Source organism: Cupriavidus sp. GW823-FHT07B10, assembly GCF_058794355.1.
In genome coordinates, this window is the sequence record NZ_JBXAGS010000004.1 from 238,001 (window position 1) to 252,586 (window position 14,586).

At 68.6% G+C, this 14,586-nt stretch carries 8 protein-coding genes; 7 read left to right on the forward strand and 1 reads right to left on the reverse strand.

Annotated elements, in window-relative coordinates; genetic code table 11:
• Positions 1-23 precede the first annotated feature (23 nt).
• A complete protein-coding gene (locus AC1Q6V_RS11310) occupies positions 24-227 on the reverse strand; it encodes a cold-shock protein (RefSeq protein WP_010810931.1) in 204 nt (67 codons plus the stop codon).
• A 1,016-nt stretch (positions 228-1,243) separates the two neighbouring features.
• Here AC1Q6V_RS11310 and AC1Q6V_RS11315 point away from each other — a divergent pair.
• The 7 genes from AC1Q6V_RS11315 (at position 1,244) to pelG (ending at position 14,286) form a co-directional block, all read left to right on the forward strand.
• On the forward strand, positions 1,244-4,150 hold the full coding sequence (locus AC1Q6V_RS11315) for a bifunctional glycoside hydrolase/polysaccharide deacetylase family protein (protein WP_454751047.1): 2,907 nt from the start codon (positions 1,244-1,246) through the stop codon (positions 4,148-4,150).
• The gene (locus tag AC1Q6V_RS11320; protein ID WP_439669371.1) at positions 4,113-8,207 is read left to right on the forward strand and encodes a tetratricopeptide repeat protein; all 4,095 of its coding nucleotides are present in this window, start codon (positions 4,113-4,115) and stop codon (positions 8,205-8,207) included. Before AC1Q6V_RS11315 ends, AC1Q6V_RS11320 begins: the two co-directional genes overlap by 38 nt.
• Before the next feature lie 59 nt (positions 8,208-8,266).
• On the forward strand, positions 8,267-8,833 hold the full coding sequence (locus AC1Q6V_RS11325) for a penicillin-binding protein activator LpoB (RefSeq protein WP_340530739.1): 567 nt from the start codon (positions 8,267-8,269) through the stop codon (positions 8,831-8,833).
• A gap of 66 nt (positions 8,834-8,899) precedes the next feature.
• Positions 8,900-10,339, forward strand: a complete 1,440-nt coding sequence (locus AC1Q6V_RS11330; RefSeq protein ID WP_454751048.1) for a PelD GGDEF domain-containing protein — start codon at positions 8,900-8,902, stop codon at positions 10,337-10,339.
• The gene (locus AC1Q6V_RS11335; protein ID WP_010810936.1) at positions 10,332-11,318 is read left to right on the forward strand and encodes a tetratricopeptide repeat protein; all 987 of its coding nucleotides are present in this window, start codon (positions 10,332-10,334) and stop codon (positions 11,316-11,318) included. Before AC1Q6V_RS11330 ends, AC1Q6V_RS11335 begins: the two co-directional genes overlap by 8 nt.
• A complete protein-coding gene (gene pelF / locus AC1Q6V_RS11340) occupies positions 11,315-12,913 on the forward strand; it encodes a GT4 family glycosyltransferase PelF (RefSeq protein ID WP_010810937.1) in 1,599 nt (532 codons plus the stop codon). Before AC1Q6V_RS11335 ends, pelF begins: the two co-directional genes overlap by 4 nt.
• Positions 12,914-12,915: 2 nt before the next feature.
• Positions 12,916-14,286 (forward strand): exopolysaccharide Pel transporter PelG, encoded by a 1,371-nt coding sequence (gene pelG / locus AC1Q6V_RS11345; protein ID WP_010810938.1) that lies wholly within the window; start codon positions 12,916-12,918, stop codon positions 14,284-14,286.
• The last annotated feature ends 300 nt before the right edge of the window (positions 14,287-14,586 follow it).

Below are 14,586 nucleotides of genomic sequence, written 5' to 3' on the forward strand. Positions count from 1 at the left end.
GACCGGCCCGGAATCCACCGGTATCAGAGGGCCTGAATCTTGGTGGCTTGCTCGCCCTTCTGGCCCATGGCCTTGACGTAGCGTACCTTCTGGCCTTCCTTCAACGACTTGAAGCCATTGCCTTCGATTGCGGAGAAGTGCGCGAACAGATCGTTGCCGCCTTCATCCGGCGTGATGAAGCCGAAGCCCTTGGCGTCGTTGAACCACTTAACGGTACCGGTTTCCATATCTATCTCAACCTTGAATTTCAAAATGAGCGAAAACGCTCGTTATACACCGTGTGCAACGCACCCAGCGGATCCTTTTTATGTTCCCCGCCAGCGCATTCCATATGACTTCGATATGTCGCTGTCGTGACAACCGAAAACGTCACGGAACGACAACACCAAAAGACACACCGCATGGGCGCTGCACAAGTGGGAATCATTCTGCCGAATTTTCCCGGCGTGTCAATCAGGCTAAGCGCCTAATCATGATGAGAGGTTCCGATAGGAGATATTAGCGTTTTCTACTTCAGCTTCAGTTCAGTGAATTCCCTGATTTTTTTATCGCGGGTTTGGTTGTGCGTGCACCGCCAGCGAGCGCGATGCCACACCGCCGTGCATAATGGCTGTCGTCCGGTGCATGGGCGTGCCATCTTTTTTACAAATTCTTACGGCACCCAATCCCTACCGCGTTCGGGGGAAGCCGGCGCGGCCCGGATATATCATTATGCTGACAATAAAGGCCAGGCCGGTGGCCGCGCTCGCGTCGTGCATAGACATACATGAGCGCGCCCACTGTATGCGGGCCCATACATAAAAGCTCGGAACGGGGAACATCATGGCGTTTCAAACCTAGCTGTCCGGAATTTCGGTTGCGGACAGCCCCACCACCCGTCGCGCACGGGACCTGGACTGTTTTCGTTGTTTGCATTTGAGCCGAGCCGAGCCGCGCCCGCCGTACGCCCGTACCGCAAGCGCGGCTGACGTGCGCCCGCAGCACGGTGGCGCGCGTTAACGCGCGAGCCGGCTCAATGTCTCAGTGTTGGGACAATTGTTGACAATGTGATCCATGCGTCTGTCCTAGCATTCGTTTCCGGATACCATCAGATTTTTCCGATTCTGAGATCCACAGTCGGACACAAGGCGGCAGCGACCGCCTCAGGGAATGTCGTGCGTGAGGCACTTGCCGGCGTGCGCAGACAAGGGGAAGTAAGCCTGTGAAGCAGCTGGAGGAAGCACAAGGGAACCGGGGCGGCCGCATGCCGTTCCGATCGGGGTGGGTAGGGATGCGCATGGCGCAGCGGGTGCACGGCATCGCGCTGGCGCTGGCCCTCGGGGCGGCGACGGCTGCGGCCGCGCCGGCGCCCGCGGCGCAGGCGCCATCCATGCCGTCGATCGCCTTGCACTACGGCGCCAAGCCGCCGGTTGACGCTCTGCAAGCCTTCGACATCGCCGTGGTCGAGCCCGACAGCGGCTTCGACCCGCGCCAGGCGGCGACGCCGGCCACGGCCTGGTTTGCCTATGTCAGCGTGGGCGAGGTGCTGGAGAGCCGCGCCTACTTCAAGGACATCCCCAAGGCCTGGTTCGTCGGGCGCAATGACGCCTGGAACGCGCCGGTCATCGACCAGGCAGCCGACGGCTGGCCCGCCTTCTATGTCGACAAGGTGATCGCGCCGCTGTGGCAGCGCGGCTTCCGTGGCTTTTTCCTCGATACCCTCGATTCCTACCAGCTTGCCGCCAGGACCGACGCCGAGCGCGCACGGCAGGAAGCGGGGCTGGTGCGCGTGATCCGCGCGATCAAGGCGCGCTACCCCGAGGCGCGCCTGGTCTTCAACCGCGGCTTCGAGATCCTGCCGCAGGTGCATGACCTGGCCTATGCCGTTGCCTTCGAGTCGCTGTTCCGCGGCTGGAACCAGGCCCAGGGCCGCTATGTCGACGTTGCGCAGGCTGACCGCGACTGGCTGCTGGCGCAGGCGCGCACCATCCGCGAGCAATACCGCCTGCCGGTGATCTCGATCGATTATTGTCCGCCGGCGGACCGCCGCTGCGCACGCGAAACCGCGCAGCGCATCCGCGCGCTGGGGATCACGCCCTATGTGGCCGATCCCGGGCTGCAGACGGTCGGCATCGGCAAGGTCGAGGTGCTGCCCCGGCGCGTGCTGGTGGTGCAGGAGCGCCGCCCCGGGGTGTCGATCGATGATTCCGAGGGTGTGCGCTTTGTCTCGATGCCGCTCAACTACCTTGGCTATCGCGTGGATTTCGCCGAGACCAGCGAGGACCTGCCCGAGATCGGGCCGGACCGCTACGCCGGCGTGGTGGTGTACCTGTCAGGCAATGTCACGGCGCAGCCGGGACGCTTCCATGCCTGGGTGCAGGCGCGCATGGCGCAGGGCATGCCGGTGGTGTTCCTCAACGACTTCGGCACCAGCGTGAGCGGCACGGTGGCGCGCAGCTTCGGGCTGAAGGCAGTCAAGGGCCGCGTGTCGGGCCCGGTCGAGGTGCTGGCCAAGGACCGGATGATGGGCTTCGAGATGCCGGTGGCCCCCGACCGCACCCAGGCCGAAGCGATCCAGGTGCCGGACGGCGCCGGCTACCGTTCGCTGCTGCGCCTGCGTTCGGGCACGCTGACCTATGACGCCGCCGCGATCACGCCGTGGGGCGGCTATGTGCTGGGGCCGTATGCGGTGCGCCAGAGCGGCAACGGCAACGGCCAGAGCCGCTGGGTGGTGCAGCCGCTGGACTTCCTGCGCGCGGCGCTGCGCCTGCCCGCCATGCCCGTGCCCGATGTCACCACCGAGAACGGCCGGCGCCTGCTGACCATCCATATCGACGGCGACGGCTTTGCCTCGCGCGCCGAGATTCCCGGCGGCGGCTTCTCCGGCGAGGTGCTGTTCCGGGAGATCTTCGACCGCTACCGGCTGCCGATGACGATGTCGGTGATCCAGGGCGAAGTCAGCAAGGACGGCATGTACCCCAGGCTCAGCGCCGAGCTTGAGCCGATCGCGCGCAAGATCTTCGCGCAGCCCTATGTCGAGGTGGCCAGCCATACCTTCTCGCATCCGTTCGAGTGGTCGCGCACCGTGCCGGCCCAGCCAGGGCAGCCAACGCAATCCAGCGGCGCCGCGGTGGTCGAGGGCGACGAGGCCTTCCACCTGAGCATCCCCGGCTACAGCATGGACCTGAACCGCGAGATCGGCGGCTCCATCGACTACATCAACCGCACGCTGGCGCCGGCCGGCAAGCCGGTCAGCATGCTGCTGTGGTCGGGCGACTGCCAGCCGCCGGCCGAGGCGCTGCGGCTCACCGAGAAGGCGCGCGTGCTCAACATGAACGGCGGCGATACGCTGATCACGCGCAGCAACCCGAGCTGGACCGCGATCGCGCCGCTAGGCATCAACAAGCCCGGCGGCACCTTCCAGGTGTTTGCGCCCAACCAGAACGAGAACGTCTACACCAACCTCTGGCACGGCCCGTTCTACGGCTTCGAGCGCGTGATCGAGACCTACGAGCTGACCGACAAGCCTTATCGCTTCAAGCCGGTCAATATCTACTACCACAGCTATTCGGGCACCAAGGCCGCGTCGCTGAAGGCGCTGCGCAAGGTCTATGACTATGTGCTGGCGCAGCCGCTGCTGCCGCTGCACTCCACCGACTACGTGCGCAAGGTGCTCGACTGGCAGGACATGGCCGTGGCGCGGGATGTGGGCGACGGCCAGCCGGGCGGCACCGGTGCTGAATGGATCGTTCGCGGCGACGGCAACCTGCGCAACCTGCGCTGGAGCGGCGCGGGCATGCCCGACGTGGGCGCGGCGCACGGCGTGACCGGCACCTCGCCGGCACCGGGCGGCGGCGTCTACCTGCACCTGGATGGCGGCGATGCGCGCTTCGCCGTGCGCGACACAGTCACCGCCCCGGCCGCGCCGCAGCTGGCCGAAGCCAACGGCATCGTACGCGAATGGTCGCAGCGCGATGGCGTCACGCGCTTCGCCTTCAGCGGCTACTTCAAGCCATTCTTCCGTCTTGCCAACGCCGGCAACTGCCGTGTGAGCGTCGATGGCAAGCCCGTACAGGCCGTCCGCGAGCGCAACACGCTGCGCGTGGATACCGCACCCGTCACCGATCCGAACCATGCCAGGCAACAAGTCGAAGTCCGCTGCGCCGGTTGAGCGCGAGCGGCTGCTGCCGCCGGCGCTGGTGCTGACTTTCACTGCGATGGTGGGGATCGGCCTGGCGCTGATGTTCCCGCGCGAGACTCTGCGCGAGCGCCTGCTGGGCCAGGGCCGCACCATCGACGGGCTGACCATGGCCTACCTGGAAGCCTGGTGGAAGGTCACGCCCGACGACCCCGGTTTCATGGGCGTGCTGGCCGAACAATACGCGCGCACCGGCCGGCTGGAAGAGGCGCAGGCCATGCTGGCGCGCATGCAGGCGGTGCAGGGCACCGACCTGTCGGGCCAGATCCTGCGCACGCGCATCGAGATCGCGCAGCAGCGCGCCTGGGCCGCGCTGCCGGATACGCCTGAGCGCGAACAGAACCTGGTGCAGCTGCGCAGCCTGCTGGACCAGGCTGCCGGGCGCAGCTGGGGGCTGGCCGACCTGCAAACGCTGGCCACGCAGTCGCGCCAGGCCGGCGCCCAGGACGCGATGCGCAAGTTCTATGCGGCGCTGGCCAGCCAGGACCGCAACAACGCGGCCTTCTGGAACCGCCAGCTGGCCGACATGGCGATCGCGGGCGGCGACTATCGCAACGCCGCCAACGCCTTGTTCGCGCAGCAGGCGGCCGCCACCACGCTGGCCGAGCGGCGCGCGCTGTTCCTGAAGGCGGTGCAGACGCTGCAGTCAGGCAACCTGCTGGACGAAGCGCTGGCGCAGGCCGAGCGCCACGGCGGCAAGCTGCTGGACGATCCGGAGGTGCTGCGCTATCTGACGAAGCTGGCGCTGGCGGCCAACAAGCCGGAGCAGGCCAGCCGCTATGTCGAGCGGCTGCTGAAGGTTTCGGCGCGCACGCGCGATGCCGGCCCGGCGGCGCTGGCCGCACGCCAGGCCGAGGCGCGGCGTATCGCCGCCAGCCAGCCGTGGGCCGAGCGCGGCCTGGTCTTCCTCGACGGGCCGCGCGGCCTGGCCTTGCGTGAAGCGCTGGCCGCCTCCGGCCAGCTGGGTACGCGCAAGATTGCGGCGCAAGCTGCTGCGCCCGCGCAGGCGCCGGCGGAGCCAGCCGACAAGCCGTTCAACGCCGACGACTACGAACTCGCCTATCGCGTGTTCCTGTCAGCCGGCAAGCTCGACCAGGCGCAGCGCGTGGCCGAGACCGCGGTGCGCCGGCTGCCGGGCGAGGCGATCTGGCGCGAACGGCTGGCGCAGGTGGCCGAATGGAACCGCCAGCCGGCCGTGGCCCTGAAGAGCTGGCTCGACTATGCCCGCGCCACCAACGACGAGCGCGCGTGGGATGCAGTGATGCGGCTCGCCCCGGGCCTGTCCGACGATCGCGCCTACCTGGCCGCGCTGCGCCACCGCGCGGGCGGCTCGGACCTGAAGACCGTGGACGAGGTGGTGGCTGCGTACGAACGCCTGGGCGAGCCGGAAGAGGCCATGCGCTTCCTCGAAGGCCTGAGCCACGGCCCCAGGGCTCGCGACATCATGGAACGCCACGCCGCGCTGGCCGAGCGCGCCGGCAAGGACGAGCGCGCGTTCCAGATCTATACGCAGATGCAGCAGCGCTTCGGCCCGCGCCCCGCCTATGCGCTGAAGCTCGCCAACCTGCTCTATGTGCGCGGCAAGCTGGCGCAGGCGCTGGACGCCATGCTGCCGGCGCGTGCCACGGCCGGGAAGGATGACATCCTCTACTGGCGCACCTTTACCGAGCTGGCGCGGCTGAACCAGCGCGACGACCTGCTCAAGGACGGCTATCGCCAGCTGATGCTGGCGGCGGCGCAGACGCAGGACGAGCACTGCATGGAGAGGCCGGCGGGCCCGGCGCGCAACGACTGCCTGGACGAGGTCCGCGACACGCAGGAGGCGGATTTCTCCAACCTGATCGCCTACTACGACAAGACCCCGATCGACGCCGGGCGCATCGCCGAGGCCGACTGGCGCCGCGGCGGCAAGCCGGAATCGCTGGAACTGGCTCTGTACTACTACACGCGTGCCCACGCCTACCGGCGTATCGGGCGCCTGTTGCAGGACATGACGCCCGAGCAGCGCCAGGCGGCAGCGCAGTCGAGCCGCTTCCTGATGCGGCGCGCGGAGTACTACCGCGTGACCGGCCAGCGCGACCACGCCCTGGCCGACCTGCGCCGCGCCGCGGGCCTGCGCGATGCCGACAGCGAAACGCTGGCGGCGCTGCTGTGGACGCTGGTCGACCAGGGCAGCGATACCGAAGTGCGCGCGGTGATGCGCCGCGTCAAGGACGACGCGGAAGACAACCCCGACCTGTGGGGCGCCTTCGCCGCGGGCCATATGCGTTTCCAGGACGGGCGCGCGGCCATGCACTACCTGCGCAAGCTCAACGACGGCAAGAGCGCCGATCCGCTCTGGCTCAGCCTGATGGCCGATGCTTATGAAGCCATCGGCCAGACCGACATGGCCTGGCGCGTGCGCCGCCAGGCCTGGATCGACCTGCACCATGGCTGGTCCCAGGGCGGGGTGCGCTATGCCCGGCTGCGGCCCGACAACACCGACGGCGACGAAGAGTACGAGAACGAGTCCGGCGCGCCTTCGCGCGCGGACCTGCGCCGCCAGACCGTGGCGCTGGGGCAGATCTTTGCCTCGGGCGATGTCTCGCGCGCGCTGGTGATCCAGATGCTGCGCGCGGACCGCGCTTCCACGGCGGCGCGCGAACTGGTGCCGCCGATGGCGGGCGCGCCGTCGCAGCTGGGCGAGGTGGCCGGGCTGCCGCCGCTTCATGAGGCGGCAACCGCGCCCGCGTCCGCGGAGGTCGCGCGCAATGCGGCCCGCCGCGATGCCGCGCTGTCCGCTGCCGGGCGCGATGCCGCGCTGGCATGGGCGATGTCCGCGGAATCCAATGAACTGGCGCGAAGCTGGCTGGCCCGCCAGTACGTCAACCGGCTGCAGCGACCGGCCTATGCCGAGGTGGCGATCGCGCTGGACCGGCAGGACATGAACAGCCTTGACCGTATCCTGGAGCGCCAGGCCGGCCGCGTGCCGGTGGCCAACCAGATCGAGGCCAACCAGCAACTGAACCGCATCAGCGCCGCGCAGACGCTGGCCTTCGAAACCCAGGAGCGGGCCCGTTCCGATGACACGCTGCAGGACTCCTTGCAGGAGACGCTGCTCTACAACGCCCAGGCGATCGAGCCGCGCGTGAGCTTCATGCACCAGAAGCCGCTGGAATATACCGAAGGCAGCCTCGCGGGTGGCGTGCGCCTGTGGGACGGGTATGACCTGAACCTGCGCGGCACCTGGCGCGACCAGCGCAGCACCGATCCGCAGCAGCTGGTGAACGTGCCGTCGTCCGACCGGCGCGCCGACCTGTCGCTGGGTTATCGCGACAACAGCAAGCGCTGGCGTGCCACGGCAGGCTACCGCGAGGGGCTGGACACAATGGCGACCGCGCGCTTCTTCGGCGAGTGGAACCAGCAGGGCCGGCTGCAGTTCAGCACGCTGGCCGGGCTGAACCAGCCGGCCGACGAATCGGCGCCGCTGCGCGTGGGCGGGGCCAAGGACGTCGTGGGGCTGGGCGCAACCTGGCGCCTCGGCCTGCGCGAGTTCGTCGGCGCGCGCATCGAGTACAGCAGCTTCCGCGGGCAGGACCGCAGCGCGCTGGGGCATGGCATGGTCTATGACGTCGAGGCCGGCTACAGGATCCGCACCTCGTATCCGGACTACACCGTGCGCGTGGTCGGCACGCATGCCAACTACAGTGCCAACGGCGGCAGCCTGACGCCGCGCATGGCGTCGCTGGTGCCGGTCGGCGACGAAGCCACGCCGGCGTTCTACATGCCGCAGGGCTTCACGCAGGCCGGCGTGCTGTTCGGCTTCGGCACTGAGCTGCTGGACGAATACACACGCAAGTGGCGGCCGTTCGGTGAAGTGGGGCTGCTGCGCGACACGCGCGCACGGCAGAACTTCCGCGTGCAGGGCGGGGTGGCCGGATCGGTATTCGGCAACGACCACCTGGCGCTGTATATCTCGCATGAGACCGCGGCGCGCAACGGTGGCAGGCCGCTGACGGAACTGGGAATGCGCTATCGCTGGCTGTACTGAGCCGGCGGCAGCGGATGGCAGGGATCGGGTAACAACAGGACATGGAAAAGGGGATGAAGATGAACAAGCAAACCACGGCAATGACGGGCAAGACAGTGGCCAGGCGGCTGGCGGCATGGTGCGGCGCGCTGGGCGCGGCCCTGTGGCTGGCAGGCTGTGCGGTGACGGATGTCGGCCGCGCGCCGGCGCTGGCCCGCGGCGAGACCATCGCGGTGCTGCCGATCGTGAACTACACCGAGACGCCGCAGGCCGGCCTGCGCGCCGAGGCGATTGCCGAGAGCCTGCTGAAGACCGGCGGCGTGGCCAGCCTGAAGCGTTATCCGGCCAGCCTGAACCCGGAAACGCTGTTCGAGCCGGCCGAGCGCGAAGCCGTGGGCAAGGCGCTGGAATGGGCGCGTGCCGAGAAGGCCCGCTACGCGCTGACCGGCGCGGTGCAGGAATGGCGCTACAAGGTGGGCGTGGACGGCGAGCCTGCGGTCGGCATCTCGCTGCAGCTGCTGGACGTGAACAGCGGTGAAGTGGTGTGGTCGGCCACCGGCAGCGACAGCGGCTGGAGCCGCGCCTCGCTGTCGGGCACCGCGCAGAAGCTGCTGCGTCGCCTGCTGGCGCCGCTGATGCAAGGCTGAGGCGGCGGCAAGCCACCAGGAAGAGGCTGCACACCGATGCGGCGATGCAATGGTTGAAGCAAGGGGATGAGCGTGGCCAATACGGCTGACAAGACATATCGCGCGCGGCAAGGACAGGGCATCGGCCTGGGTGGGCGCTATGCGCGCCTGCTGGCGCCGGCGGTCAGCGGGCGCGCGGCCGTGGTGGAACTGGTGGTGGCCATGCTGGCCGCAATGGGGCTGGCGTGGCTGGTGCTGCCGCAGAATCCGCTGCTGCTCGGCATGGGCTTTCCGTGGGCCTGGCTGCTGCCGGTGATCCTGGCGCTGCGCTATGGCACGCTGATCGGCGTGGGCAGCGTGCTGATGCTGCTGGGCGGCTGGTACTTCTACCAGCAGACCGGCGTGATGGCAGGGCCCTTCCCGCGCCTGTTCTTCCTCGGCGGGCTGCTGCTGGTGCTGGTGGCCGGACAGTTCGGCGATATCTGGGGCACGCGCCTGGCGCGCGCCCGCGCCGTGAACCGCTACCTGGACGAACGCCTGGCGGCGCTGACCAAGAACCACTACCTGCTGCGCATCTCGCATGAGCGGCTGGAAAACGACCTGTTGGCGCGGCCCACCACGCTGCGCGACACGCTGTCGCAGCTGCGCAGCGTGGCGCTGGACGAGGCCGCGCGCACCGGCCAGGTGCTGGCCGGTGCGCAGCCGATGCTGCAGGTGGTGGCGCAGGCCTGCCAGCTTGAGGCAGCCGCGCTCCATGCCTGCGATGGCGAGCACGTGGGTGGCGTCCCGGTCGCCAGCATCGGCCCGGAATTCACGCTCGACACCACCGACCCGCTGGTGCGCCACTGCCTGGACACGCGCCAGCTGGCGCACCTGAGCGCCGACGGCCTGCAGCATGGCGCGCAGACGCGCTACGTGGCGGTGGCGCCGGTGCTGGCCGGCTCCGACCACCTGATCGGCCTGCTGGTGGTCGAGCGCATGCCGTTCCTGTCGCTGACCTACGAGAACCTGCAGATGCTGATGGTGCTGCTGGGCTACTACGCCGACGGCGTGGAGCACGCCGGCGCCACCCGCACCATCCAGGCGGCGCTGCCGGCCTGCCCATACCCGTTTGCGCTGGACTATGCGCGGCTGTCGCGGCTGCGGCGCGAGACCGGCATCGAAAGCTCGGTTGTGGCGCTGGTGTTCGACGCGGATCCGGAGCGCGATGCGCTGTTCGAGCAGGTGGTGCGCAGCCGGCGCGCGCTGGATGTGGCGTGGCCGGTGGTCAACGCCCATCACCGCGCGATGCTGACGCTGATGCCGCTGTCCGATGCGCAGGCGGTGGCGGCCTACCTGGTGCGCATCGAAGACATGCTGCGCGCGCAGTTCGGCACCGACTTCACCAGTGCGGGCATCGGCGTCTATACGCTGGCGGTGCCCGGCGCCGGCTCGGAAGACGCGCTGGTCAAGCTGCTGCGCCGGGCCCAGGTGGATGGCGCGATCGCGCCGGCCACGCTGCCGGCCGGGGAAGCGCCTCATGTTTAAGCTCGGCGCCAGCGGGCTCGTCGCCCAGATCGCCGCGCTGGCGCTGCTGGCGCGCGCCGGCAACAGCACCGCGCTGCTGCTGGCCTTCTTCGGCATGCAGGCGGTGGCCGCCGCGCTGACGGCGCTGCTGCTGTGGCGCCTGCTGCCGCGGCGCTTTCGCGTGCCGTTCGGATGGAGCTATGGCTTTCTCGCGCTGTTCTGCTTCTTCGTGCCGCTGGGCGGCGCGCTGGTGTGCCTGGGCAGCTACCTGTTCTCGAAGCTGTTCCCGCGGCGCGTGGACACCAGCGGCATCGGCACCGTGGGCTTGCCCGAGTTCGTCACGCACCTGATGTCGCGCGTCACCCACGGCGGCGGCGCGCGCCTGCGTGCGCAGCTGGGCAATGCGCGCGCGCCCCTGCCCGAGCGCATGACCGCGCTGGTGGCGATGCAGTCGATGCCGGCGCGCACCGCCAGCCCGGTGCTGCGCGAACTGCTGGCCGACAGCGTCGACGACGTGCGGCTGCTGGCCTACGGCATGCTGGACGGCGCCGAGAAGCAGCTGACCCAGCAGATCCTGGCCGAGCTGCCGCGGCTGGAGAGCGCCAACAGCGCCAGCGAGCGCGCCGAGATCAGCAAGCGGCTGGCCGACCTGTACTGGGAACTGATCTACCAGAACCTGGTGCAGGGCGACGTCTACCGCTACACTGCCAGCCAGGTCGAGCGCTACGCCAGCGCGGCGCTGCAGTACGACGACAGCAATGCCTCGCTGTGGTACATGCGCGGACGCCTGGCGCTGGCGCGCAATGCCCCGCGCGAGGCGCGTGAATGGCTGCAGCGCGCCGAATCCCTCGGCTTCGCGCGCGAACGCGTGCTGCCGCACCTGGCCGAGGCCGCCTACCTGGAACGCGACTATGCCGCGGTGCGCCAGCTGATGGCATCGTTTGACAGCCCCTCGCCGCTCCCGCTGGTGCGGCCCCTGCTGCGGTACTGGCAATCATGAGCAAGATCCTGGTAAAAGCGACGTCGGCCGACGTCATGTTGCTGCTCGAAGGCACCTTCCCGTATGTGAGCGGAGGGGTGTCGAGCTGGGTCAACCAGATGATCCGCGCGTTCCCGGACCTGCGCTTCGGCATCGTCTTTATCGGCAGCCGGCGCGAGGACTATGGCGACATGGCCTACCAGCTGCCGCCCAACGTGGTACACCTGGAAACGCACTACCTGTACGACTTCCCGCCGCCGCCGCTGGTCCAGGGCAGCACCGGCGATGCCAAGGCGTTCGACGCCTCGGACCGCCTGCACGAGCTGCTGCGCGACCCGGGCCGCGAGGCCGAGGCCGGCGCCATGATGCGCGAGCTGATGCCGGCGCTGCGCGAGGGTGGGGCGCTGGGCGAGGACGCCTTCCTGTACAGCCGCCGCGCCTGGCAGACCATCACCGAGCAATACCGGCGCTTCTGCACGGACCCGTCGTTCACGGACTATTTCTGGACCGTGCGCATCATGCACAAGCCGCTGTGGCAGCTGGTGCGCATTGCCGACAACCTGATCCCGGCGCGCGTCTACCACACGGTTTCCACCGGCTATGCGGGCTTTCTCGGGGCGCTGCTGCGCCACCGCAACCAGCGCCCGCTGCTGGTGTCGGAGCACGGCATCTACACCAAGGAACGCAAGATCGACCTGTTCCAGAGCCAGTGGATCCGCGACAACCGCAATGTGTTCGAGCGCGACATCTCCCAGATCAGCTACTTCCGCGAACTGTGGGTGCGCTTCTTCGAGACCATCGGCCGGGTCTGCTACGACGCCGGCGACGACATCGTCGCGCTGTATGAGGGCAATCGCCGCCGCCAGGTGCAGGACGGCGCGCCTGAGGTGCGCACGCGCAGCATCCCCAATGGCATCGACCTGCCGCGCCTGGCGCCGCTGCGCGCCCGCCGCAAGCCGGGCGTGCCGCCGGTGCTGTGCCTGATTGGCCGGGTGGTGCCGATCAAGGACGTCAAGACCTTTATCCGCGCCATGCTGACGGTGGTGCGCGAGTACCCCGACGCCGAAGGCTGGATCGCCGGCCCCGAGGACGAGGATCCCGACTACGCGCGTGAATGCCGCAGCCTGGCCGAGAGCCTGGGCTTGGGCCAGAAGGTCAAGTTCCTGGGCTTCCAGCGCATCGACGCGCTGCTGCCGCAGGTGGGCGTGCTGGTGCTGAGCTCGATCAGCGAGGCGCTGCCGCTGGTGGTGCTGGAAGGCTTTGCCGCCGGCGTGCCGTGCGTGACCACCGACGTGGGCTCGTGCCGCGAGCTGCTGTTCGGCCTGCCCGGCGACGACGCCGCGCTGGGCTCGGCCGGCGAGGTGGTGCGCATTGCCGACCCCGCGGCCCTGGCCGCGGCGGCGCTCGGGCTGCTGCAGGACCCGGCGCGCTGGCAGGCGGCCCAGGCCGCCGGCGTGGCGCGCGTGGAGCGCTACTACACCCAGGACCGCATGGTGGGCAGCTACCGCGAACTGTATCAACGGCTGATGGCGCAGGCAGACGGCGCCGGGCATGGCGGACCTGAGCGGCAGGGCGGCGGCAACCCCGCGCGCTGCCCGGTCCACGGAGGAGCCTGAGCATGGCTGGCATTGGATTCGAGCTGCGCAAGATGCTGCGGCGGGACAACCTGTCGGGCATGCTGAGCGCCTACGCGTATGCCGGCATCATCAGCTCCGGGCCATGGATCCTGTCGATCGTCGGCATCCTGCTGATCGGCATGCTGAGCCTGCCCTTCGTGGTGCCGGGCTCGCTGATCACGCAGTTCCAGGTGTCGGTGACCTACCTGATCGCCGGCAGCCTGATCCTGACCGGGCCGATGCAGCTGGCGTTCACGCGCTTCACCTCGGACCGGTTGTTCGAGAAGCGCGACCACCTGGTCCTGAGCAACTACCACGCGGTGGCGCTGCTGGCGACGGTGCTGTCGGGCGGCATCGGCGTGGCGTGCGCGGTATTCAGCTTCGGCGAGCAGTCGGTGCTGTACCGGCTGCTGATGGTGGCGGGCTTCGTGGTGCTGAGCAATATCTGGATTGCCGCGATCTTCCTGTCGAGCATGAAGCAGTACAAGGCCATCGTGTGGACCTTCCTGCTGGGCTACGCGATCTCGGTCGGCGCCGCGCTGGTGCTGCGCGGCCACGGGCTGGAAGGGCTGCTGGGCGGTTTCGCCGCCGGCCAGCTGTGCCTGCTGACCGGCATGGTGACGCTGATCTACCGCAACTACACCAGCCGCCAGTTCATGTCGTTCGAGGTGTTCCAGCGCCGCCATGCCTACCCCAGCCTGGTCGCGATCGGCCTGCTCTACAACCTGGGCATCTGGATCGACAAGTTCATGTTCTGGTACGCGCCCTCCACCGGGCAGCAGGTGATCGGGCCGCTGCATGCGTCGATCATCTACGACATCCCGGTGTTCCTGGCCTACCTGGCAATCATCCCGGGCATGGCGGTGTTCCTGGTGCGCATCGAGACCGATTTCGTCGAGTACTACGACGCGTTCTACAACGCGGTGCGCGGCGGCAGCTCGCTCGAGCATATCGAGGACATGCGCAACACCATGGTCCAGACCATCCGGCTGGGTTTGTACGAGATCGTCAAGGTGCAGGCCATCGCCGCGCTGCTGCTGTTCGCGGTGGGCGTGTGGGTGCTGCGGCTGCTGGGCATTTCCGAGCTGTACCTGCCGCTGCTTTACGTGGACGTGATCGGCGCCAGCCTGCAGGTGGTGCTGCTGGGGGTGCTCAACATCTACTTCTACCTGGACCGCCGCCGCGAGGTGCTGCTGCTGACCGCGACCTTCGTGGTGCTGAACTTCGCGCTGACGCTGCTGACGCTGCACCTGGGGCCGGCCTGGTACGGCTACGGCTTTGCGGTGTCGCTGCTGGTGGTGGTGGCGCTGGCGCTGTACCTGCTGGACCGCAAGCTGGACCGGCTGGAGTACGAGACCTACATGCTGCAATAGGCCCTGCCGGGGCCGCGCCGGCCGGCTCCCCGGGCGGCGCGATGGCGGCAAGGATGATGCAGATCGAAAGACGATCGCGGAGGGATCGGCGCAGTTGCCGCCACCACCCCTCGTCGGGGCATCTCGACGGAAGGGCCTGCGATTGGGTAACATGGCGGCAGCCGGCGGGCTTCGGCCTGGCCCGTCGGATCAGATCGACGGCCGCGCCCCCTGGGGGTGAATATGAGGAATGACTTGCCGGCCGAGCCGTCGACATGCCGTGGCAGAGACCGCAGTTGCAGTCGGAAGCTGGCAGAAGGA